The organism is Allobosea sp. (assembly GCF_051860145.1).
Taxonomy (GTDB): Bacteria; Pseudomonadota; Alphaproteobacteria; order Rhizobiales; family Beijerinckiaceae; genus Allobosea.
The window spans coordinates 159,373-182,314 of record NZ_JBHYEM010000003.1; the positions used below are offsets into that span (position 1 = coordinate 159,373).

Annotated in this window: 21 protein-coding genes and 1 pseudogene; 11 read left to right on the forward strand and 11 right to left on the reverse strand. The window is 66.9% G+C overall.

What is annotated here, in order from left to right:
• Positions 1-108: 108 nt before the first annotated feature.
• Positions 109-1,506: an APC family permease gene (locus tag ACTIF2_RS06475; protein WP_439496225.1), complete on the forward strand. Its 1,398-nt coding sequence runs from the start codon at positions 109-111 to the stop codon at positions 1,504-1,506.
• 29 nt (positions 1,507-1,535) lie between these two features.
• Entirely contained in the window at positions 1,536-2,399 is an 864-nt protein-coding gene (locus ACTIF2_RS06480) for a class I SAM-dependent methyltransferase (RefSeq protein ID WP_439496226.1), read from the forward strand.
• Between the two features lie 49 nt (positions 2,400-2,448).
• Here the strand turns inward: ACTIF2_RS06480 and ACTIF2_RS06485 are convergent, their stop codons facing one another.
• From ACTIF2_RS06485 to ACTIF2_RS06495, 3 genes are all read right to left on the reverse strand, one after another.
• On the reverse strand, positions 2,449-3,210 hold the full coding sequence (locus ACTIF2_RS06485; RefSeq protein WP_439496227.1) for an ABC transporter permease: 762 nt from the start codon (positions 3,208-3,210) through the stop codon (positions 2,449-2,451).
• An 8-nt stretch (positions 3,211-3,218) separates the two neighbouring features.
• A complete protein-coding gene (locus ACTIF2_RS06490; protein WP_439496498.1) occupies positions 3,219-4,145 on the reverse strand; it encodes an ABC transporter ATP-binding protein in 927 nt (308 codons plus the stop codon).
• A gap of 338 nt (positions 4,146-4,483) precedes the next feature.
• Positions 4,484-5,104 (reverse strand): hypothetical protein, encoded by a 621-nt coding sequence (locus ACTIF2_RS06495; RefSeq protein ID WP_439496228.1) that lies wholly within the window; start codon positions 5,102-5,104, stop codon positions 4,484-4,486.
• Between the two features lie 201 nt (positions 5,105-5,305).
• Here ACTIF2_RS06495 and ACTIF2_RS06500 point away from each other — a divergent pair, with 201 nt between their 5' ends.
• Entirely contained in the window at positions 5,306-6,613 is a 1,308-nt protein-coding gene (locus ACTIF2_RS06500; RefSeq protein ID WP_439496499.1) for a DUF3422 family protein, read from the forward strand.
• A gap of 81 nt (positions 6,614-6,694) precedes the next feature.
• Here ACTIF2_RS06500 and cynS read toward each other — a convergent pair whose 3' ends face one another.
• Positions 6,695-7,183, reverse strand: a complete 489-nt coding sequence (cynS, locus tag ACTIF2_RS06505) for a cyanase (protein WP_439496229.1) — start codon at positions 7,181-7,183, stop codon at positions 6,695-6,697.
• A 195-nt stretch (positions 7,184-7,378) separates the two neighbouring features.
• Between cynS and ACTIF2_RS06510 the strand changes: the two are divergent.
• The 5 genes and pseudogenes from ACTIF2_RS06510 to ACTIF2_RS06530 form a co-directional block, all read left to right on the forward strand.
• Positions 7,379-7,744: pseudogene (locus ACTIF2_RS06510) on the forward strand (DMT family transporter); the annotation flags it as partial.
• Positions 7,745-7,752: 8 nt separating this feature from the next.
• On the forward strand, positions 7,753-7,884 hold the full coding sequence (locus ACTIF2_RS06515; protein WP_439496230.1) for a hypothetical protein: 132 nt from the start codon (positions 7,753-7,755) through the stop codon (positions 7,882-7,884).
• A gap of 32 nt (positions 7,885-7,916) precedes the next feature.
• Positions 7,917-8,906 (forward strand): NAD-dependent epimerase/dehydratase family protein, encoded by a 990-nt coding sequence (locus ACTIF2_RS06520; RefSeq protein WP_439496231.1) that lies wholly within the window; start codon positions 7,917-7,919, stop codon positions 8,904-8,906.
• Complete coding sequence (locus ACTIF2_RS06525) at positions 8,903-10,357, forward strand: aspartate aminotransferase family protein (protein ID WP_439496232.1); 1,455 nt, start codon at positions 8,903-8,905, stop codon at positions 10,355-10,357. Before ACTIF2_RS06520 ends, ACTIF2_RS06525 begins: the two co-directional genes overlap by 4 nt.
• A 128-nt stretch (positions 10,358-10,485) precedes the next feature.
• A complete protein-coding gene (locus ACTIF2_RS06530; RefSeq protein WP_439496233.1) occupies positions 10,486-10,869 on the forward strand; it encodes a VOC family protein in 384 nt (127 codons plus the stop codon).
• 7 nt (positions 10,870-10,876) lie between these two features.
• Here the strand turns inward: ACTIF2_RS06530 and ACTIF2_RS06535 are convergent, their stop codons facing one another.
• From ACTIF2_RS06535 to ACTIF2_RS06545, 3 genes are all read right to left on the reverse strand, one after another.
• A complete protein-coding gene (locus ACTIF2_RS06535; RefSeq protein WP_439496234.1) occupies positions 10,877-12,190 on the reverse strand; it encodes an FAD-binding oxidoreductase in 1,314 nt (437 codons plus the stop codon).
• Positions 12,187-13,206 (reverse strand): UbiA family prenyltransferase, encoded by a 1,020-nt coding sequence (locus tag ACTIF2_RS06540; RefSeq protein ID WP_439496235.1) that lies wholly within the window; start codon positions 13,204-13,206, stop codon positions 12,187-12,189. Before ACTIF2_RS06540 ends, ACTIF2_RS06535 begins: the two co-directional genes overlap by 4 nt.
• 187 nt (positions 13,207-13,393) lie before the next feature.
• Entirely contained in the window at positions 13,394-13,753 is a 360-nt protein-coding gene (locus tag ACTIF2_RS06545) for a RidA family protein (protein ID WP_439496236.1), read from the reverse strand.
• A 207-nt stretch (positions 13,754-13,960) separates the two neighbouring features.
• Here ACTIF2_RS06545 and ACTIF2_RS06550 point away from each other — a divergent pair, with 207 nt between their 5' ends.
• Genes ACTIF2_RS06550 through ACTIF2_RS06560 form a run of 3 tightly spaced genes read left to right on the forward strand, consistent with a single transcriptional unit; the run spans position 13,961 to position 17,801 of the window.
• The gene (locus ACTIF2_RS06550) at positions 13,961-15,460 is read left to right on the forward strand and encodes a M81 family metallopeptidase (protein WP_439496237.1); all 1,500 of its coding nucleotides are present in this window, start codon (positions 13,961-13,963) and stop codon (positions 15,458-15,460) included.
• A gap of 29 nt (positions 15,461-15,489) precedes the next feature.
• Entirely contained in the window at positions 15,490-16,650 is a 1,161-nt protein-coding gene (locus ACTIF2_RS06555; RefSeq protein ID WP_439496238.1) for a M20 aminoacylase family protein, read from the forward strand.
• A 14-nt stretch (positions 16,651-16,664) separates the two neighbouring features.
• Positions 16,665-17,801 carry a M20/M25/M40 family metallo-hydrolase gene (locus ACTIF2_RS06560; protein WP_439496239.1) on the forward strand — a complete coding sequence of 379 codons (1,137 nt, stop codon included), beginning with the start codon at positions 16,665-16,667 and terminating at the stop codon, positions 17,799-17,801.
• Between the two features lie 188 nt (positions 17,802-17,989).
• On the opposite strand, the gene ACTIF2_RS06565 is transcribed toward ACTIF2_RS06560, so the two are convergent.
• The 4 genes from ACTIF2_RS06565 to ACTIF2_RS06580 form a co-directional block, all read right to left on the reverse strand.
• Positions 17,990-18,937, reverse strand: a complete 948-nt coding sequence (locus ACTIF2_RS06565; RefSeq protein WP_439496240.1) for an ABC transporter permease — start codon at positions 18,935-18,937, stop codon at positions 17,990-17,992.
• Complete coding sequence (locus ACTIF2_RS06570; protein WP_439496241.1) at positions 18,934-19,815, reverse strand: ABC transporter permease; 882 nt, start codon at positions 19,813-19,815, stop codon at positions 18,934-18,936. The genes ACTIF2_RS06565 and ACTIF2_RS06570 overlap by 4 nt, the downstream gene beginning before the upstream one ends.
• A 19-nt stretch (positions 19,816-19,834) precedes the next feature.
• A complete protein-coding gene (locus ACTIF2_RS06575) occupies positions 19,835-21,376 on the reverse strand; it encodes an ABC transporter substrate-binding protein (protein ID WP_439496242.1) in 1,542 nt (513 codons plus the stop codon).
• A 66-nt stretch (positions 21,377-21,442) separates the two neighbouring features.
• The gene (locus tag ACTIF2_RS06580) at positions 21,443-22,921 is read right to left on the reverse strand and encodes a M81 family metallopeptidase (protein ID WP_439496243.1); all 1,479 of its coding nucleotides are present in this window, start codon (positions 22,919-22,921) and stop codon (positions 21,443-21,445) included.
• Positions 22,922-22,942 lie beyond the last annotated feature (21 nt).

Here is a 22,942-nt window from a genome sequence, read left to right on the forward strand (position 1 = left end):
ACACCGTGATCGAAGGCCGCGCCGGCCTCACGGCACCGTGACTGCACGGACAGGTTGTCGCCGCATTCGCTCGTCCACCCTGAGCGCCCGACCGACAACGAGGCGCTGATGCAGAATCCACCATCGAGTCGATCCGAGCCGCAACCCATTCTCTCTGTGTTCGATGCCGTCATCATCATGGTCGGGATCGTCGTCGGGATAGGCATCTTCAAGACGCCTTCGCTGGTGGCCGGAAATGTCGAGAGCGAGTTCGCCTTCATCGCGACCTGGCTCGTCGGCGGCCTCGTCACGCTGATCGGCGCACTTTGCTATGCGGAGCTCGCCGCCGCCCATCCCCACGCCGGCGGCGAATACCATTTCCTGTCCCGGGCCTTTGGCCGACCGGTCGCGATGCTGTTCGGCTGGGCCCGCGGCTCGGTGATCCAGACCGGCGCGATCGCCGCCGTCGCCTTCGTGCTGGGCGACTATGCCACGCAGCTCTGGCCGCTCGGCCCGCACAGCACGGCGATCTATGCCGCGCTCGCCATCCTCCTGCTGACCGGGCTCAACATCGTCGGCACCGTGCAGAGCAAGCGGACGCAGATCGCGATCACCTTCGTCGAGATCGGCGCCATCGGCGCGATCATCCTGCTGGGCCTGTTCGTCGGCGGAGAGCCGGCGGCGGCCCCGCCCGCTTCCGACCCCGGCTCGACAGGCGGCGCCGCCCTCGGCATGGCAATGATCTTCGTCCTGCTGACCTATGGCGGCTGGAACGAGGCGGCCTACCTCTCCGGCGAGCTGCGCGACGCGCCACGCAAGATCGCCCAGGTCCTGGTGATCGGCACGGCGGTCATCACCACGCTCTATGTGCTCGCCAATATCGCGCTACTCGACATATTGGGCCTCGAAGGGCTGCGCGCCTCCAGCGCCGTCGCCACCGACATGATGCGCGCGGTCGCAGGCGAGCCGGGCGCCCTGCTCGTCAGCGTCGCCATCGTCGCGGCGGCCTTCTCGACGCTCAACGCGACGATCTTCACCGGCGCGCGGGTCTATTACGCGATGGCGCGCGACCTGACGCTGCTGCCGCGCGTCGCCGAATGGGATGCGCGCGGCCGCACGCCGGCGAACGGCCTCGTCCTGCAGGCCGTGGTCGCGTTGCTGCTCGTCGTGCTGGGCTCGGCGACGCGCGACGGCTTCCAGGCGATGGTCGATTACACGGCGCCGGTCTTCTGGGCCTTCCTGCTGCTCGTCGGCATCGCGCTCTTCGTCCTGCGCTGGCGCGAGCCGGACCGGGAGCTGCCTTTCCGCGTGCCGCTCTACCCGCTGACGCCGATCCTGTTCTGCCTGAGCTGCGCCTACATGCTGCATGCGAGCCTCGCCTATACCGGCAGGGGCGCGCTGCTCGGCCTCGCCGTCGTCGCGGCCGGCGCCCCTCTCCTGCTCTTCCGGCGGCCGATAGCCGGAGCGCCCGCCTCCGAGCCGGTCCCGGTCCCGGGCCGGCTCCAGCCTGCCGCCGCCTCCGATTGACCCCTCCGCACCCCAAAAGGACACGACCGATGAAACCGATGCGCACCCTGACCGCCGCATGCGCCGCCTCGCTCCTCTCGCTCGGGGTGGCCTGGGCCCAGACGGCTCCTGCCCCCGCGACCGGCGCCCCGGCGACGCAGGCTCCCGCCAAGGACTACGAGCCGGTCTCGGGCCAGGAGGGCAAGGACGTGGTCTGGGTTCCGACGCGACAGGCGCTGATCGACACCATGCTGAACATGGCCGGCGCGACGCCGACCGACTACGTGATCGACCTCGGCTCCGGCGACGGGCGCACCGTCATCACTGCCGCCAAGCGCGGCATCCGCGCCCATGGCATCGAATACAATCCCGACCTCGTCACGCTCTCGCAACGCAATGCCGAGAAGGAAGGCGTCACCGACAAGGCGACCTTCCGGCATGGTGATATCTTCGAGACCGACTTCTCGGACGCCACCGTGCTGACCCTGTTCCTGCTGCCGGAGCTCAATGTCAGGCTGCGCCCGACCATTCTCGACATGAAGCCGGGCACGCGCGTCATCTCGAACACCTTCACCATGGACGAGTGGGAGCCCGACCAGAGCATCGAGATCTCGAACGACTGCTCCTCCTTCTGCCGGGCGCATAAGTGGATCGTGCCCGCTAAGGTCGGCGGCAACTGGCGCCTGCCCGACGGCGAGCTGCGCCTGAGCCAGAAGTTCCAGGCGCTGAGCGGCACGCTTTCTCTCGGCGGCAAGCCGGTGGCGATCAGCGACGCGAAGATGAACGGCGCCGAGATCTCCTTCACAGCGGGCGGCCGCAGCTACACCGGACGCGTCGAGGATGGGCGCATCAGCGGCACCAGCCGGAGCGGCGGAGCCGAGCAGCCCTGGAGCGCCACGCGCGGCAATATCTGAGGGTTCGAAAGGCCCGGACGGGCGGTCTCGCCGGCTGGCGGGATCGCCCTCAGTTCTTCAGCCGATAGCCCGTCCTGAAGATCCAGCCGACCCCCGCGATGCAGGCCGCCAGGAAGACCAGCGTCATGGTGAGACTGATGCCGATGCCGACTTCCGAGACGCCGAAGAAGCTCCAGCGGAAGCCGCTCACCAGGTAGACGACGGGATTGAACAGCGCCACCGTCCGCCAGAAGCCGGGCAGCATGTCGATGGAATAGAACGAGCCGCCGAGGAAGGTCAGCGGCGTCACGATCAGCAGCGGCACCACCTGCAGGCGCTCGAACCCGTCGGCCCAGATGCCGATGATGAAGCCGAACAGGCTGAAGGTGGTCGCCGTCAGCACCAGGAAGAGCACCATCCAGACCGGATGCTCGATCCGGAGCGGCACGAACAGCGTCGCCGTCGCCAGGATGATCAGGCCGAGCACGATCGATTTGGTTGCCGCCGCCCCGACATAGGCGATGACCGCCTCCCACCATGCCACCGGCGCCGAGAGCAGCTCGAAGATCGTGCCGACGAATTTGGGGAAATAGATCGCGAAGGAGGCGTTGGCGATGCTCTGCGTCAGCAGCGAGAGCATGATCAGGCCCGGCACGATGAAGGCGCCATAGGCGACGCCGTCGATCGCCTGCATGCGCGAGCCGATCGCCGCGCCGAAGACGACGAAATAGAGCGAGGTCGAGATCACCGGGGAGACGACGCTCTGCAGCGGCGTGCGCAAGGTGCGCGCCATCTCGAATTTGTAGATCGCGCGGATGGCTTGAAGATTCATGGTCATGGTCAATGCCGCTCGCTCACCAGGCTGACGAAGATGTCCTCGAGCGAGCTCTGGCTGGTGCGCAGGTCGTTGAAGCGGATGCCCGCCGCCGAGAGATCCTGCAGCAGCGCCGTGATGCCCGTCCGCTCCGCCTTGGTGTCATAGGTGTAGACAAGCTCTTCGCCACCGGCGCCGAGCGCGAGGTCATAGGCGGACAGTGTCGGAGGCACGGCCGCCATCGGCTCCTGCAGGGCGAGCGTCAGCTGCTTCTTGCCGAGCTTGCGCATCAGTTCGGCCTTGTCCTCGACCAGGATGATCTCGCCCTTGCTGATCACGCCGATCCGGTCGGCCATCTCCTCGGCCTCCTCGATGTAATGCGTGGTCAGGATGATGGTGACGCCGTCGTCCCGCAGCCGGCGCACCATCTTCCACATGTCCTGGCGCAGCTCGACATCGACGCCCGCCGTCGGCTCGTCGAGGAACAGGATCTGCGGCTCGTGCGAGAGCGCCTTGGCGATCAGCACCCGCCGCTTCATGCCGCCCGACAGCGTCATGATCTTGCTGTCGCGCTTGTCCCAGAGCGAGAGGTCCTTCAGCACCCGCTCGATATGGGCTGGATTCTTCGGCAGGCCGAACAGGCCGCGGCTGAAATTCGTCGTCGCCCAGACCGTCTCGAAGGAATCGGTCGTCAGCTCCTGCGGCACCAGGCCGATCCGGGCGCGGGCCGCGCGGTAGTCCTTGATGATGTCGTGCCCATCGGCGGTGACGGTGCCGGAACTCGGGTTGATCAGCCCGCAAATGATGCTGATCAGCGTCGTCTTGCCGGCCCCGTTCGGACCGAGCAGGGCGAATATCTCGCCGCGGCGGATATCGAGGTCGACCGACTTCAGGGCGCTGAAGCCCGAGGCATAGGTCTTGGACAGTTTCGAAACTGAGATGATCGCTGACATGGCGGGGATATAGGCGAAATGGAGTGAGGATGCGATGGCGGCGTCATGCGTCGCGAGCGCGGCAGAAGACACGAGCGCGCCTGTCAGCTCTTGTCAGCAGTCGAACGCAAATGGCCGGGGCAAGCCCGGCCATCGTTGATCGACAGAAATAATCTGCTTCAGCGCATGAAGAACCAAAGCAGAATGATCAGCGGAATCGGAACGCCAAGCAACCAGAGAGCGATCGAGCGCATTGGAGCAACCCCCGTTTGTTAAATCGTGCCGTAGCAACGCTCCACTCGGGGAAAAAGTTCCACGCCTTCACCGGCAATCGAAAGATCAAGCTGTAAATCGGATCTTTAGTTTGCGGCGCTCGGATGCCAGAGCGGCCGAAACCCCTTCGCCAGCGCCGCCAAGGTCGCTGGCGGGGTGAGGACGCTGACGATGCCCGACGGCCTGGGACGGGACGCCCGATACCCGCTCGGCGACCAGAGCAACGCCTGCTTTCCGCTCAAGGCCAGCCATTCGCCCGGGCTCGCTTCGATCATCGCGCCATCGGGCAGGTCCTCGGCCGCAAGGCGATGCAGCCGCTTCGCCCGCCCGACCCTGCGCTCGCGATCGAGAATGCGGTCGATCTCCGGAAAGGGCGGCGTCGTCTCCAGCCCGAGTCCTTCGACCAGCGCCCGGCGGTAGGCGAGAGCGTCCGCCCGCCGGCACTCCATGCAGGGCCGGTGGCCGGCAGCGAGCGCGGTGACCTCGTCGCAGAAGAAGAGCTCCGTGAAGCCCCTGCCCCAGAGCTGCCGCCTCCGCCCCTTGAAGGCGAGCAGGCAGCAGAGCCAATGCGGGTTCGCATAGAGCCGTACCGGCACGGCTGTCGTCGCCGGATCGTGGAAGCGGCCGCCGCGATTGCCGTAGAACAACCCGCGCGCCGGGTCCGAGAAGAGCGTGCCATCGGGTTTGACGCGGTTTGGCAGGGGCATGGCGGCTTCCTCCAAATCGAGGCCAGGCGGGATTGTCGCGCGGTCCACTGTCATGTCACGGCGGGAGCCGACACCTGGACCACGACAGCGCATTCCATCGCTTGCGGCACCATGACCTTCTGGTCGAGCATCTGCCTTTGCGGCAGTGTCGGCATGGCCGGGACCGTGAGACTCCCGGCCGGGCAGAGCGGGGCGCGCGACATGATCCAGGATGACGATATCCAGGATGACGATGGCGGCGGTCTCGTGCCGCATCCCGATCGCGAGGACATCCTGTCCGAGGTTCATGCGCGCCCTTTCGCACCGATCGAGACGCCGCGCCGGGTGCTGCATTTCGCCTTCATGACCGATGCGGCGCAGGCCGCAGCCGACCGCGAAGCCCTGGCGCGCTTCTGCGCGGAGCGGAACGTCCCGGCACCCGGCAGGGCGGCGAAGCATCATCGCGCGCGGTTCGCCGAGGCCGACCTGCGCTGGGAGCAGCACAGTGAGTTCACAACCTATAGCTGGGAGCTGCCTTCGACGGGGGCGCCACCCTTCCAGCCTCCGGCCGCGCGCCCGCCGACCGCCATGCGCGCCCTGCCGCAACCGGGACCGCATCTGGTTTCGATCGACCTCCATTTGCTGCGCGAAACCAAGACGCTCGACCTAGAGGCGATCTTCGATCCGGCCAGCCTCGCCGCCTCGCTGGTCGACAATGCGGCCGCCATCGCGGCCACCGATTTCCAGGCCGGCGTCGACGGCTTCGTCCGCATCCTCGTCCTCGACCGCGCGCTCACCCCCTCGCGCTCCGGTGCGCTGACCCAGCGCCTGCTCGAGATCGAGACCTATCGGACGCTGGCGCTGCTCGGCCTGCCCGAAGCCCAGCGCATCGCGCCGTCGGTGCGCCGCACCGAGGAGGCGCTGGTGCGCATCGCCTCGACCATGACCGCGACCGAGGGCCTCGCCGCCGACAACGCCCTGCTCGACGAGATGACCTCGCTGACGGCGCGGCTGGAATCCGAGGCCGCCTCGTCGAACTACCGGTTCGGCGCCAGCCGCGCCTATGACAACATCGTGCAGCAGCGCCTCGCCGCGATCGGCGAGACGCCGCATGCCGGCTGGCCGACCATCGCCGCCTTCCTGGCGCGGCGGATGGCGCCGGCGATGCGCACCTGCCAGATGCTGCAGGAGCGCCAGGCCGACCTCTCCCGCAAGCTGGCGCGCGCCGCCAATCTCCTGCGCACCCGCGTCGATGTCGCGCTCGAACAGCAGAACCGCGACCTGCTTGCCGCCATGAACGACCGCACCCGGCTTCAGCTTCGCTTGCAGCAGACGGTCGAGGGTCTCTCGGTCGCAGCCATCGGCTACTATGTCGTCAGCCTCTTCGGCTATCTCGCCAAGGGCGCGAAGGAGGCTGGCTTCCTGCCGATCGATATCGGTCTCGCCACGGCGGCTTTCGTGCCCGTGGCGCTGCTCGGGGTCTGGGCCGCGGTGCGCCGCATCCGCCGCGGGCACAGCGAGGACGGTTGAGGGCCAGCGGCGCTCGGTTCGAGGGGGAGACCCGTGCTGACCGGCGCGCCACCGTTGTGAGAACCGAAGCGGCACGCCGCCTCACTCCTCCCTGAAGCCGTAATCGGGAATGCCCTGCTCGTTGCCATAGTATTTATAGGGCAGGAACTTGCCGGACATGGCGATCTTGACGCGGTCGCCCTTCGGATTCGGCTCGCGCTCGAAGCTGATGTTGAAGTCGATGGCGGACATGATGCCGTCGCCGAACTCCTCCTCGATCAGCGCCTTCCAGGCCGGGCCGTTGACCATCACCATCTCGTAGAAGCGGTAGAGCAGCGGATCGGTCGGCGGCATCGGCGTGCCGGTGCCACGATAAGGCACCTCGTTGAGCATCCGCTTCTCGCTCTCGCTGAGGCCGAAAAGCGTCGCCGCCTTCTCGGCCAGCGGCTTCACCAGCTTCATCTGGCCGAGCAGCGCGCCGATGACGAGAACCTCGGACATGCCGCCGATCTCGTCGGTGATGAATTTCCAGCTCCAGCCCCGCTCGCGCTTGATGTCGAGGATCTTCTCGGTCAGCTCTTCACGCTTCATCTCTCGTCTCCCTGGCAGGTCTCAGCGCGCCTGCGCAGGCAAGGATCGAGCCGTCCTAGCGCGATAGGGTCGAGTTTATGAAGATCCGGCAGCTTCGTCTTAACGTTACGATGAGGTAAGACAGCCGACGTAAGGCATTTGAAGTATTTTCCGCGTCATTCAGGGCCCCACAGCCACGCGGACACATGCAGCCCGATGAACGCCTATATTCCCCTGATCCTGTTCACGGTGCTGACCAACGCCGCCGCCCAGCTGATGCTCAAGAAGGGCATGACCAGCGTCGGCGCTTTCGATGTTGCCGGCGACGGCCTGATCTGGACGGTGCTGCGGGTGGTGTTCAACCCGTTCGTCTTCGCCGGGCTCTGCACCTTCGTGGTCAGCATGGCCTCGCACCTGATCGTGCTCTCCAAGGTGCAGATCAGCTACGCCTATCCCTTCCTGAGCCTCGCCTATGTCGTGGTCGCCGTTTACGCCTATTTCGTCTTCCAGGAGGACCTGAGCCCGGCCCGGATCGCCGGCATCGGTTTCATCGTCCTGGGAACCATCTTCATCGCACAGAGCTGAGAACCATGATGGACCTGATCGCACGCTTCATCCTTCGCATCAGTGCCCTGTTCGAGGCACCGGCTTCCCAAGACGCGCTGCGGCCGATCCCGGTCCCGGTTCGCAAGACCCCGTCCCGCCCCGGCGCCCCGCGCTGAACCGTTCCATTGCAAACAGCGGCAAACTGAGCATGAAACACATCATCATCGGCGGCGACGGCTTCGTCGGCTCGCATCTGGCGGCCGACCTCGCGGCCATGGGCGAGGAGGTCCTTGTCGCGGATATCCAGAAGAGCGGCCACGCGCATTACGCGACCGTGCCGTTCCAGAAGATCGACGTCACCAAGGCCGAGAGCGTCAACGGCATTCCGCTCGAGCAGGACGACCTCGTCTACAACCTCTCGGCCAAGATGCTGTCGCCGATCGTCACCCGCAAGGAACGGCACGATTTCTTCTGGCCGGTGAATTATCACGGCACCGCCAACATCCTGAACTGGATGGAGAAGCGCGGCGCCAACAAGCTCGTCCACTTCACCACCGACATGATCTACGGCCATTCCGTCACCGTGCCGCAGGACGAGACCCATCCGGCCAAGCCGCTGGGCGAATACGGCGAGAGCAAGCTCGCGACCGAGACGCTGGCCCAGACCTATCGCGACAAGGGCTTCCAGATCCCGATCTTCCGGCCGCGCCTGATCATCGGCCCAGGCCGGCTCGGCATCCTCGTCAAGCTCTTTCGGCTGATCGACATGAACCTGCCGGTGCCGATGATCGGCGGCGGCAAGAACCCCTATCAGTTCATCTCGGTCTTCGACTGCGCCAGCGCCTGCACCGCCGCTTGGAAGGCCGGTTTCCCGAACAGCGCCTATAATCTCGGCTCGGACGATCCGCCGCCGGTGAAGAAGCTGCTCGGCGACCTGATCAAGCATGCCGGCTCGAAATCGATCCTGCTGCCGACCCCGGCGCCGCTGGTCAAGTTCGCGTTGAATACGCTCGATGCGGTCAACCTGCCGATCATGGATCCCGAGCAATACATGATCGCCGACGAGATCTGCATTCTCGACACGAGCAAAGCCAAGCGCGAGCTCGGCTGGATCCCGAAACACCGCGACGAGGACATGCTGCTCGCCGCCTATATCGAATATCGCAAGACGCTGGATCAGAGGAGCAAGGCCGCATGAGCATGCCCGCTTTCAAACCCGAGGACGCCGCGAACCAGGGCGCTCCCACCCGTCCGCAGCTGATCAGCGTCGAGGCCGCCAAGCAGCTCGATGCCCAGCAGGTGAAGGAGCTCTTCACCGCCCATATCAACCCGGGGCAGGTGCATTTCCTCAAGCTGCTCGGCTTCGACAAGATCCTCGTCGATCGCGCCGAGGGCATGCACTACATCACCAGGGACGGCCGCAAGATCCTCGATTTCTTCGGCGGATTCTGCTCGGTCGCCTTCGGCCACAACCACCCGCGCATCGTCGCGGCGCGCAAGCAGTTCCAGGACGAGAACCGTCATGAGATCTGCATGGCCTTCATGTCGCAATATGCTTCAGCACTCGCCCACAACCTCGCGCAGATCGCGCCCGGCGACCTCGACATGGTCTTCCTCGGCTCGACCGGCTCGGAGGCGATGGAGGCGGCGCTGAAGGTCGCCGAGCAGGCGCAGGGTCCGGGCAAGTCGAAGATCCTGCACGCCGCGAATTCCTTCCACGGCAAGACCAAGGGCGTGCTCTCGGTCACGGATTCCAACCTCTACCAGTCGCAGTTCAAGCTGGTCGAGAACCGGGTCAAGGTGCCCTTCGGCGATATCGAGGCGGTGCGCCGGGCGCTCGAATCCGATCCCGCGATCGGCATCGTCGTGATGGAGACGATCCAGGGCGGCGGCGGCATCGTCGAGGCGCCCGAGGGCTTCTGGCGTGAGCTGCGCGCGCTTTGTGACAAGCATGGTGTGCTCTGGGTCGCCGACGAGGTGCAATGCGGGCTCGGCCGCACCGGCCAGTTCTTCGCCTTCGAGCGCGACGGCGTCGTGCCCGATGTCACCGCGCTCGCCAAGGCGCTCGGCGGCTCCAAGGCCGCTGTCGGCGCAATGATCGCGCGGCGCGAGATCTACATGAAGGCCTATGGCAAGCCCAAGAGCGCCCTGATCCATGCCCAGGCGACCTTCGGCGGCATGGGCGAGGCCTGCATCAGTGCCATCGAGGGCCTGAACGTGCTCTATGAGGAAGACCTCATGGGCAATGCCAAGCGCCAGGGCGATTACCTGATCGAGCGGCTGAACACGCTGCGTGCCAAGCACCCGACTTTGCTCAAGGAAATCCGCGGCCGCGGGCTGATGATCGGTGTCGAGTTCCAGGACATCAGCGAGACCATGCCCTTCGGCCTGAAGCACATGGTCGCCCTGCTCGACGACAAGCTGAAAGGCTCGCTCTGCGGCTTCATCGGGGCGCTGCTGCTGAAGGATTACGACGTGCTCGTCGCCTTCACCGAGTATAACCGCAACGTCATCCGCCTCGAGCCGCCGCTGATCGTCACCCGCGAGCAATGCGACCAGTTCATCGAGGCGCTCGACGACCTGCTCTCGCGCGGCATCACCCGCATCGTGACCGACTACCTGCGCAAGGTCGCGACCGCGAAGGGGTGAGTCTCGCGCTCAGGCGCTAAACCCAAAGGGTCGGCTTTCGCCGGCCCTTTTTGCTTGGCAGTCTGCTGACAGAGACCCGCAGGCGCTCGTGCGGAAATGCTTCGTCTCAAGCTGGAATCTAAAGAGCCATGCTCAGCCATCTCTCCTTCGGCGTCTCCGATCTCGCCCGCGCCATCGCCTTCTACGATGCCGCATTGGCACCGCTCGGCCTTGTCCGCGTCTGGACCGCCGCCGATGGCGCGGCAGGCTATGGCCCGCCCGGCGGTGGCGACCTTCTGGCGCTGAAGCAGCAGGCCGGGCCCGTCACGCCGCCGGGACCCGGCTTCCATCTCGCCTTCGAGGCGCAATCGCGGCAGGCCGTCATGGATTTCCACCGCGCGGCGCTCGCAGCCGGCGGCCGGGACAATGGCGAGCCCGGCCTGAGACCGCGCTACGCACCGGACTACTATGCCGCTTTCGTCATCGACCCGGAGGGCTATCGGCTCGAGGCCGTAACCCGCGCGCAGGCGTGAGGCGGCCTCAGCCGGCGGTCACCCTGCGCCAGAAGCCGGACGAGAAGCCCGGATCGACATGCCGGGCGAAATCGCGCCAGTACGGGAAGGACGCCTCGAAGGTCGCCGGCGACATCCGCGCGTCCTTGTAGGGATTGACGCGGCCGCCGGCGGCGATGGCGATCCGGTCGAGCTCATCGAGCAGCCGTGCCGTGCGCTCGCCGCGATTGGGGAAGTCGAGCGTCAGCGTCGCGCCGGCGATCGGGAACGACATCAGGCCCGGCGAAGGCATGTCGCCGAACAGCTTGAGCACCGTCAGGAAGGAGGCTTCGCCAGCCGCCAGGCTGCGCCGCAGCATCTCCTCGACGGCGTCACGCGCCTGCGCCATCGGCACGGCGCACTGGAACTGGCGAAGCCCCTTCGGCCCATAGGCGCGGTTCCAGTTGGCGACCCGGTCGAGCGGATAGAAGAACGGGCGGTAGGGGATGCGCCGCGCCTCCGGCGTCCGTGGCTGGGCGGCCCGGTAGAGCGTGTTGAAGGCGCGCAGCGTCAGCCGGTTGATCAGCGGAAAGGGCGGCCGCAGCGGGAACGGCAGGGTGCGCGGCGCGCGGCGTTGCGGCAGGTCGGAGGCAGAGGCATGGTTGGCCCGGAAGAAGACGCCGCGCCCGAAACCCGCGCCGCTGGCCAATGAATCGACCCAGGCCACCGTGTAGTCATGGGTCGCGTCGGACTCAGCCGCGATCTCGAAGAAACGGTCGAGCCCGTCGAAGCGAATGACCTCCTGCCGCATGTCGGCCGAGGCGACCGGCATCAGTTGCAGGGTGATCTGCGTGATCAGCCCGGTTAGCCCGAAGCCTCCGATGGTGGCGGCGAAGAGCTCGCTGTTCATGTCGGGCGCGCAAGTCAGCCGGCTGCCATCCGAGCGCGCCAGCTCGAAGGCGCGGACATGGCGCCCGAAGGTCCCCGCGCCATGATGGTTCTTGCCATGCACGTCGTTGGCGAGCGCCCCGCCCATCGTGACGAAGGCGGTACCCGGCGTGACCGGCGGGAACCAGCCCTGCGGCACGACATGTTTCAGCACCGTGTCGAGCAGGACTCCGGCCTCGCAGGTGATCAGCCCGCTTTCCCGGTCGAAGGCCAGGATCTGGCTGAGCTCGCGCGCATCGATCAGCGTACCGCCGTCATTCAGGCAGGAATCGCCATAGGAGCGGCCATTGCCATAGGCGAGCACCGTGGACGGCGGGCGGCCCGCCCCGGATATCCACGCATCGGGCGAAACGATCCGCGTGTCGTGGGCGACGAGCCCGCCCCAGGAGCCATATTCCGGTAAGGCATCGCTCACGGCAGGACCGAAGCCGCGACCATGATGACGACTACGAGCACGCCCATGAGCTGGCTGCGCCAGTCGCGGATCATGAAGACCAGCGGATCGTCGGGCATCTGGCCGCGCCGGGCCAGGAACCAGACGCGCGCCATCTGATAGAGGACGATCGGGCAGATCAGCCAGATCAGCTGCGGATAGCGATAGAGTTCCTTCACCGCCGCGCTGTCGACATAGAGCGCCATGATCAGCGCGCAGGTGCAGCCCGAGGCCATGCCGAGCTGGGAAAGTGCCTCGATATCCTCGGCATGGTAGCCACGCCCTGCCTTCTTGAGGCCGGATTGGTCCTGGGTGATGCGTAGCTCGGCATAGCGCTTCACCAGGGCGAGGCTGAGGAACAGGAACATCGAGAAGGCGAGCAGCCAGGACGATATCGGGATCGCCGCAGCCGCATTGCCGGCCAGGATGCGCAAGGTGTGCAGCGCCGCCAGGCCGAGCACGTCGACCAGCAGCTTGCGCTTGAGGAAGAACAGATAGGCCAGCGCCAGCAGCAGATAGGCGCTCAGCACCAGCAGATAGAGCTTCGGCTTCGGCAGCAGGATCGAGAGCGCGAAGGAGGCGATCAACAGCGCCGGCACCGCCGCGAAGGCCTGCGCCTTGGTGATCTCGCCGGCCGCCAAAGGCCGCTTGCATTTCGTCGGGTGGCGCCGGTCGGCCTCGACATCGACGATGTCGTTGAGGAGATAGATCGACGACGCCATCAGGCTGAACGAGATGAAGGCCACGACGCCATGGCCGATCGAGTTCAGATCGAAGACATTATGGTTGAGCAGGATCGGCACGAAGACGAGGCCGTTCTTCAACCAGTGATGCGGTCGCATCGCTCGGATCATCGCGGTCACGGACATCGGGCGGCTCTGCTCATCTTTGAAAACAGGGTCCGCCCCCGACCTGTCGCTGCGGGAGCCGACCCGTTGATCTCGATACGCCTCCTTATGCGTGTGTAATCCTAAAATCCGGGTAGATGTCGTGACCATTGCGTCATGAATTGACCGCCATGATTAACGCCAGCCTGCCGCGATTGCAGACCGGCATCGCGGCGAGGCGTCACGATCTGAAGGGCTGGACGAGACCGACCATAGACCGGTCGGCCCGCCGGAAGCCGGCGAATGACCGTCCCGCCAGCGGTCGCGCGCAGCCTGAACCCTGGCCCCGCGGTGGCGGTCAGAGGCCTTTCTTCGCCGCGACCGCGGTGATCTCGATCGCGTGGTTCGGCGAGGCCAGCTTGGCCTCGACCGTCGCACGGGCCGGCGCGCTGCCCGGAGCGACCCATTTGTCCCAGACGGCGTTCATCTCGCCGATCCGCGCGATGTCGGTCAGGAAGATCTGGACGCTCAGGATCCGGTCCTTGGCGCTGCCGGCGCTTTCGAGCGTCTCCTCGAGCAGAGCCAGCACCTCCTCGGTCTGCCGGGTCAGCGACTGCCCCTCGGTCTTCTCCGCGACATGACCCGCGAGAAAGACGATGCCGTTGAAAATGGCGGCGTCGCACCAGCGATTCGTCACTCCTATACGCTCGATCGGCATGTCTCGAACAACCTCATCTCTATGGGATTTCTGTGAGCATCGCGCGCCAGCCCCACCGGGAGCTGGCGCCACGAGCATCGATCATCGCAGATCGCTCACGGCCCGCCCAGCCACCGGAACGGGCAGGTGATGGTCGAAAATCAACCTTGGCCCGCCGGGTCGTGCATGGTTACCTGCCCGCTCCCTGCAACGGCCGGATGATCTTTCATGTCGCCACGCATCGCCTTCGGCGGCTTCCTGCACGAGACTAACACCTTCGCGCCGAGCAAGGCCGGCCTCGACGCCTTCCAGAACGGCGGCGGCTGGCCGGCACTGTCGAAGGGCGACGACATCTTCGCCAGCGTGCACAATGTGAATGTCGGCGCCTCCGGCTTCGTCGAGGCCGGCAAGGCGGCAGGCTGGACGCTGCTCCCGACGCTCTGGTGCGCCGCGAGCCCCTCGGCCCATGTCGCGGCCGACGCTTTCGAGGCGATCACGGACGAACTCGTGGCGCGGATCAAGGCCGCCTTGCCGCTCGACGGCGTCTATCTCGACCTGCACGGCGCCATGGTCAGCGAGGGCTTCGACGATGGCGAGGGCGAGGTGCTCGCGCGCGTCCGCCAGGCGATCGGCCCCGGCGTGCCGCTCGTCGCCAGCCTCGACCTGCACGGCAATGTCTCGCCATTGATGGTCGAGATGGCCGATGCGCTGGTCGCCTACCGCACCTATCCCCATGTCGACATGGCGGAGACCGGACGGCGCTCGGCCACCTATCTCGCCCGGCTCCTCGGCAGCCCCGCGCGTCATGCCAAGGCGTTCCGGCAGATCCCCTACCTGATCCCGATCGCCTGGCAGGCCACCGCCATGGAACCCTGCCGGACGATCTATGACGAGCTCGCGGCGCTGGAAGGCGAAACCGTCCCGACCCTCTCCTTCCTGCCGGGCTTCCCGGCCGCCGATTTCGCCGATTGCGGACCCAGCATCGTCGCCTATGGCGCGACACAGGAAGATGCCGACCGCGCCGCCGATGCCATCGCCAACCGGGTGACGGCGAGCGAGGGCGCCTTCAAGGGCCGCGTCTTCCAGCCCGACGAGGGCGTGCGTGAGGCGATGGCGCTGGCTGCCGGCGCATCGCGGCCGATCGTCATTTCCGACACGCAGGACAATCCCGGCGCCGGCGGCGATTCCGACACGATGGGCATGGTCCACGCGCTCCTGCGCAACGGCGCCGAGCGCGCCGCGATCGGCGTCATCGTCGATGCGGAAGCAGCCGCGGCAGCCCACGCGGCCGGCGTCGGCGCGAGGCTCTCGCTCTCGCTCGGCGCGAAGTCCCGCATTCCCGGCGACGCGCCGCTCGAGGCGGAATTCCTGGTCGAGCAGCTCTCGGACGGGCGCTTCGTCGCGCCCGGCCCCTTCTATGGCGGCTCCCGGATGAATCTCGGCCCTTCGGCCTGTCTGCGCATCGGCGGCGTGCGCATCGTGCTGGGCTCGCGCAAGGCCCAGATGGCCGATCAGGCGATGTATCGGCAGGTCGGCATCGAGCCGCGCGAGCAGGCGATCCTGGTCAACAAGAGCTCGGTGCATTTCCGTGCCGATTTCGAGCCGATCGCCGAGACGATCCTCGTCTGCGCCGCGCCCGGACCGATGCCGGTCGATCCCGCCGCCCTGCCCTGGCGGCGCCTGCGCCCCGGCATCCGCACCGCTCCGCTCGGCCCCGTCTTCGGCTGACCTTTTTCGCTTCCCGGGAGATTTTATCAGTGCCGACCCTGCCCCGCATCGACGCCTTCGCCGACGAGCTCACCGCGATCCGGCGTGACTTCCACGCCTATCCCGAAATCGGCTTCGAGGAGGTCCGGACCTCCGGCATCGTCGCCGAGAAGCTCGCCTCCTGGGGCATCGAGGTCCATCGCGGCATCGGCCGCACGGGCGTTGTCGGCATTCTCGAGGGACGCGGCGGCCCGGCCCGCCGCGTCGGCCTGCGCGCCGACATGGACGCGCTGCCGATGGACGAGACCACGAACCTGCCCTATCGCTCGACGATCCCCGGCCGCTTCCATGGCTGCGGCCATGACGGCCACACCACGATGCTGCTCGGCGCGGCGCGCTATCTCGCCGAGACGCGGGATTTTCCGGGCACCGCCATCTTCGTCTTCCAGCCGGCCGAGGAAGGCCTCGGCGGCGCCCGCGCCATGCTGGCCGACGGCCTGTTCGAACGCTTCCCCTGCGACGAGATCTACGGGCTGCATAATTCGCCCTATCTCGAAGCCGGCCAGATCTCGGTCTTCCCCGGCCCGGCCATGGCCGGCGCCGATTTCTTCGATATCAGGATCAAGGGCCGCGGCAGCCATGGCGCCATGCCCCATAACGGCCGCGACCCGGTCGTCGTCGCGCTGACGCTGGCGGGCGCGCTGCAGACCATCGTCAGCCGCAACGCCAACCCGCTCGAAGCCGCCGTGCTCTCGATCACCCAGGTCCATGCCGGCTCGGCCTATAACGTCATCCCCGAGGAGGCGACGCTCGCCGGCACGATCCGGACCTTCTCGCCGGAACTCGCGACCCTCATTCGCGACCGGATGCGCGAGATCGCGGCCGGCCTCGCCATCAGCTTCGCCGTCGAGATCGATGTCGATATCCGCTCGATCTTCGATGTCCTGGTCAATCACAGCGAACCTGCGCTCGCCGCCGCCGAGGTGGCGCGCGAGATCGTCGGCGCCGAGAACGTGCTGACCGAGGTGAAGCCGATGATGGGCAGCGAGGATTTCGCCGACATGCTGCGCGCGGTGCCAGGCGCCTATTGCTGGGTCGGCCATGCCGGCTCGGTGCCGGTGCACAACCCATCCTTCGTGCTCGATGACGGCATCCTGCCGGTGGGCGCGAGCCTGCTCGCGCGCCTCGTCGAAACGCGGCTTGCCGCCTGACTGGAGTCGCGACCATGACCGGGATGAATTTGACCTTCGACACCGAGGCGATGCTGGGCGGCCTGCGCCGCTGGGTCGAGTGCGAGAGCCCGACCTTCGACACGCCGGCCATCAACGCGATGATGGACCTCGCAGCCGCCGACCTGGAGGCCGCCGGCGCCACGGTGAAGCGCTTCCCCGGCCCCAAAGGGCTCGGCGACTGTGTCCGGGGCGATTTCCCGCATCCGCGCCGCGGCGAGCCCGGCATCCTGATGATGTCGCATCTCGACACGGTGCACCCGGTCGGCACCTTGAAGGCGCTGCCTTTCCGGCGCGAGGGCGCGCGCTGCTACGGGCCGGGCATCCTCGACATGAAGGGCGGCGCCTATGCCGGGCTTCAGGCGATCGTCGCTCTGGCGCAGGCCGGCATCGCGACACCATTGCCGGTCAGCGTGCTCTATACGAGCGACGAGGAGATCGGCAGCCCCGGCACGCGCGACCTGATCCTCGAAGAGGCCGGCCGCCATCGCTATGTGCTGGTGCCGGAACCCGGACGCCCCGGCAACGGCGTCGTCACCGGCCGCTACGCCATCGCCCGCTTCAACCTCCTTGCCGAAGGTCGGCCGAGCCATGCCGGGGCGACGCTCAAGGATGGGCGCTCGGCGATCAACCTGATGGCGCGCCAGCTCCTCGCCATCGAGGCGATGACCGACAGCGACTGCACCTTCAGCGTCGGCGTCATCGAGGGCGGGCGCTGGGTCAATTGCGTGCCGACGACCTGCCGGGCCGAGGCACTCAGCATGGCCAAGCGCCAGGCCGATCTCGATCGCGGCGTCGAGCGCATGCTCGCGCTGACCGCCGAGAACGCCGACGGCACGCGCTTCACCGTCACGCGCGGCGTGACGCGCCCGGTCTGGGAGCCCGATGCCGAGACGATGCGGCTCTATGGCGTGGCGCGCGAGATCGCCCGGGAACTCGGCTTCGATCTCGACCACGCCTCGGCCGGCGGCGGCTCGGACGCCAATTTCACCGGCGCGTCCGGCATCGCCTCGCTCGACGGGCTCGGCCTGCTCGGAGCCGGCTATCACACGCTGGAAGAGCATATCGAAATCGACAGCCTGGCGCAGCGCGCCCGGCTGATGGCCGGCCTGCTGAGCCGGCTCGACGGCTGACCTCGCACCCGCGTCCTCTCGTCATTGCGAGCGTAGCGAAGCAATCCAGGAGGGCTCGCTCTACGTCCCCTGGATTGCTTCGTCGCTTCGCTCCTCGCAATGACGGGAGCCGCCTGTGCTTCTGGGTTCAACCCGTGCTGCGCAATGCCCCGGAATGACGTTGCGATCCCATCGAAGCGCAGCCGGCTCTAGCGGTACTCGATCCTCGGATCGATGAAGGCGTAGAGGATGTCGACCGCCAGGTTGATGCCCATATAGATCACCAGGATCACCACGATGCAGCCCTGGATCAGCGGGTAGTCGCGCGTGCTGATCGCCTGGATCAGCAGGCGGCCGAGGCCCGGATAGGTGAACACCGCCTCGGTCACCACCGCCCCGCCGATGAAATTTGCGATCATCAGCCCGACGATGGTGACGAAGGGCAGCAGCGCGTTGCGCATGATGTGGAAGCTGACGATCCGCGGCTCCGGCACGCCCTTGGCGCGCGCCGTCCGGACATAGTCGGAGCGCATCTCGCTCACCAGCGAGGCCCGCAGGAAGCGCGCGAGGATGCCGGAGACATAGACGCCGAGCGTCAGCGCCGGCAGGGCGAGGCTGCGCATCGCCGGGACTGGCGATTCCCAGAAGGGCACATAGCGCGAGGCGGAAGGCAGCCAGCGCAGCTCCACCGCGAAGAGCAGGATGAGCAGGATCCCGAGCCAGAATGTCGGCACGCCCAGCGCCAGCGCGCTCCAGCCGCTGAGCAGCCGGTCGAGCCAGGAATTCGCGTGGATGGCGCCGGCGAGCGCGATCGGGATGCCGATGACGAGCGCGACCAGGATCGACGCGACGGCAAGCTGCAGCGTCGCCGGCAGGCGCTCCCCGATCAGCGTCAGGACCGGGTCCTTGCTGTGAAGCGAGAAGCCAAGATTGCCGGTCGCGGCCTTGCCGAGCCAGTCAAGATATTGGACCAGCACCGGCTGATCGAGGCCGAGCTGCTTCGTCGCGGCCGCGATCTCCTCCTGCGTCGCGTTCTCGCCGACGATGACGCCGACCGGCCCGCCCGGAACCGCATAGATCATCGCCCAGATCGCGAAGGAGGCGAGCAGCAGGACCGGGATGATCTGCAGCAGCCGGCGCAGGATGTAGCCGGTCATGGCCTGACCCTCTCCATCTCGCCGGGCGAGCCGGCCCCCTGGCGATGTTCGAGCAGTCTCGTCAGCTCCTTGCCGATCGTGTCGAAGGACAGGATGGTCAGGGTCAGGATCAGGCCGGGCAGCACGGCGTAATAGGGCGCCTCATAGAGATAGGATTTGCCCGTGCGCAACATCTCGCCCCAGCTCGGCGTCGGCGGCGGCACACCGACCCCGAGAAAGGCGAGCGCCGCCTCGAGCAGGATCGCGACCGAGGACAGCACCACGACCTGCACCATCAGCGGGCTCATGATGTTGGGCAGCACGGTCTTGAACATGATGTAGCCGGAGCTGCCGCCGAAGCTGCGGACCGCCGTGACGAAATCGAGCGCCCGCAGCGACAGCACCTGCGCCCGCGCGATGCGCGCGAAACTGGGAATGCCGGCGACGCCGACCGCGACCAGCGCGGCGGTCTGGCTGCGCCCGAGCACGGCGATCATCGCCATCGCGAACAGGATACCCGGCAGCGCCAGCAGCACGTCGATCAGCCGCATCAGCACGGCGTCGCGCCAGCCGCCGAAGAAGCCGGCGACGAGGCCGATCGGGACGCCGACGAGCGCGGCGATCGCGACCGCTCCCGCCGCGGTGATCAGCGAGGTGCGGGCGCCGAAGACCACGCGGGTCATGATGTCCCGGCCGAGCTCGTCGGTCCCGAACCAGTTCGCAGCCGAGGGCGGCTTCAACGCCTCGGCCAGGTTCTGCGCCAGCGGGTCGAAGGGCAGCAGGCCGCCGCAGGCGGCCGCGACGATCACGGCCGCCAGGAAGGCGAGGCCGAGGGCCGAGCCGGGGCGCGCAGCCAGGCCCCTGCCCACGCTCAGCGCGAAGGCGAGGCCGTCTCTCATGCCGTGCCGGCGCCCGCCATTACTTGAAGCCGATCGTCCGCGCGACGAACAGATTGTCCATCTCGAGGCTGATGCCGCCGACCTTCTCTGACGCGACGATCAGGCCGACCTCGTAGGAATTGGTCGGAATGGCGAAGGCGGTCTCGACCAGGACGCGATTGAGCTGGTCATAGGCCGCCTTGACGTCGGCGCCGGCACCGAAGGTCGTGTCGACCTTGGCGATGGCCGCGACATAGTCCGGATGCGGATGCGGGTCCTTCAGCACCGGGTTCTTGGTCGTGCGGTAGATCGAGTTCGTCGTCACCCGCGACGGAAATTTCTGGACATTGCCGACGCCGCCGAAGACCGCCGCGAAATCGCCCCCGAGCAGCGCGTCGACATATTCGGCGCCCTGGCGGATATCGAGCTCGATCGGGATGCCGGCCTGCTTGAGCGACCCCTGGACGATCTGGCTGATCGCGACGGAGGGCTCGTCGCTGCCGTTGACCAGCAGTTTCCAGTCCTTCATCTCGGCGGCGGAGAGGCCGGATTCGGCGAGCAGCTTCTTCGCCTTGCCGAGATCATAGGCGAATTCCTTGGTATAGGTCGCGTCGAAGGCGGGGCTCGCCGGCGCCCAGGGCAGCGCCACGGCCTCGCCCATGCCGGCATAGGCGACCCGCAGCATGCCCTGACGGTCCATCAGGTAGTTGAAGGCCTGGCGGAAGGCCTTGTTGCGGAACGGCCCGCGCGTCGAGTTGATGCGGAAGACCTGGACGAGTTTTCCCGGCCCGGCGAAGACCTGATAGCCGGCATTCTTCAGGCGGGCCGCGCTGCGCGCCGAGCCATTGTAGATGATGTCGACGGCCCCCGATTCCAGCGCCGCCGTCGCGGCCGCATCCTCGCTGAACAGGGTGAAGACGACCTCCTGCGCGATCGGCTGCTTCTCGCGCCAGTATTTCGGATTGGCCTTGAGGCGCAGGCCCTGGCCGACGGCCCGGCTCACCAGCGTGAAGGGACCGGTCCCGGCGGGAACGGTCTCGACCGTATCGATCCCCTTCGGATCGATCGGGATTAGGAACTGCAGCAGGTCGAGGATCTGACGATCGGGAACCGGATCGTTGAAGTTGATCGTCACGGTCCTGTCGTCGGGCGCCGACCAATCCTTGACGACCGACATGGTCGAATAGACGTTCTTGCCGCGCTTGGGGTCGGCGCCCTTCACCAGCGTCGCCAGCACGGAATCGGCATTGAACGGCGTGCCGCTATGGAAGGTGACGCCGCTGCGCAGGGTGACCGAGACCGACTTGTTGTCGGGCGCGATCGTCCATTGCGTCGCCAGGCTCGGCTCCGGCTTCCCCTCGGGCGTGTATTCGATCAGGCTGTCATAGAGGTTCTTGATGATGTGGAAATTGACCGTCGAGAGCTGCTGCGGGTCGTAATTGGCGATCTCGCTGAGGACCGCGACGCGCAGGGTGCCACCCTTGAGCTGCTGCGCTCTTGCAGCATCCGCGGCCGAAAGGCTGGCCAGGGCCAGAAGCGCGAGTCCCAGCGTCCAGAATCGACGCATGAGCCGGTTTGTCATGACGCTGCTCTCCCGTTCGGTTTCAGAATCTGCGATCTGGCCGGCTCGTTCCCGTTCCTGGTTGTGTTAGGCCCGCCAGTCTTCGATCTTCTCGAGCGGATAGACCGGCCGCGGGATCCGCTTCCAGGGAAGCGTGAAGACATCCGACTGGCCCGGCCCGCGCGTGTCCGCCCGGATCACCTGCGAGGTGATCGGCGCGAAATACTGAAAGTTCGACGCCGTCTTCAGGACGGCCATCTTATACGCCGACAGGTCGATGCCGAAGGCCTCGTAGACGCCGGGCAGGTTGCCGGCGACGCCGCGCAATTCGCTGATCAGCAGCGTCACCGGCCCGGCATCGAATACGACCACGCGCCCCATCTCGACATGGCTCTGGTGATTATAATCGAGCGAGATCGAGCCGCCGCCGATCCTCCGCACCGTACCCGTCACCTCGAGCGGCTCGAAGAAGGCCGTCGCCACGTCCCCGCCAAGCGGCAAGGTCACGCTGGCGCCCTCGCCCGCCTCGATGAGGCGCGCGACAGCGGCCGGCGAGATCAGCGGGATCAGCGCCTTGCCGCGGATGCCGAGGCGCAGCATCGCCTCCAGGATCAGGTTGCTGTCGCCGGCAGCGCCGCCGAACACCGTGTCGCCGGTGTCGCTGATCACCACCATGCCGCGCGCGGCGGCGTCGGCCATCCGCACGGCGTCGTCGATGGAGACCGCCTCCCTGACCTGGAAATCGTCGCGCATCGACCAGGCCAGATCGGCAAGCTCGTCGGCCAGCGTCTCGGCCAACTCAGGCGCCCCGTCGGTCACGACGATCGTCGACCAGCCGCCCTCCGCCACGTCGAGCCAGGGCTGCATCGGATAGTTCGAGGCCTGGAGGACGCGTGGGTCGGCTTCCAGCGCCCGCGCCCGATCGAACCAGATCTTCATCGGCCCCTTCGAGGTCAGGAACTGCTCCTGATGCGACAGCAATGGAATCTTGCGCCAGGCCATGGCCGGCTTCAGCTTGTCGCGGACGATCCGCAACAGCAGCTCCGTGCCGACCTTGCCGGTGTCGAACACGTCATGCGGCTGCGTGCGGTGACCGGCGATGGCGGTGCAGTTGTCGATGATCTTTTGGGTGACGTTGGCGTGATGGTCGAGGCCGAGCACGATCGGCACGTCGGGACCGAGGATCGCGCGGCAGAGCTCCGCCTGCGCGCCTTCGACATCGTCGATCCCCTCGGCCGCGCAGGCGCCATGGAGCTGCAAGGCAAGGCCGTCGATCGGACCCGCAATGCGCAGGCCCTCGCGGATCTTGTCCTGGAAGAAGTCGAACGCCTCGCGGCTGATGCGGCCGCCGGCGACGCTCCAGGCGCGAATGATCGGGATCGTCTCGACCGGCAGCCCGGATTCCGCGACCGCCGCGAGATAGCCGGCGACCTGGCTGGAGGCGCTTGCGTTCTCGATGACCGCTGCGCCTTCATGGATTCCGAAAGCTTCATAATCCGCAAGCGTGGTCGGGCTCGGATTGAAGTCGTTCGTCTCCTGGGCGACATGTATCAGCGCGATCCGCAACTTAGGTCCTTCCCCGGCTTC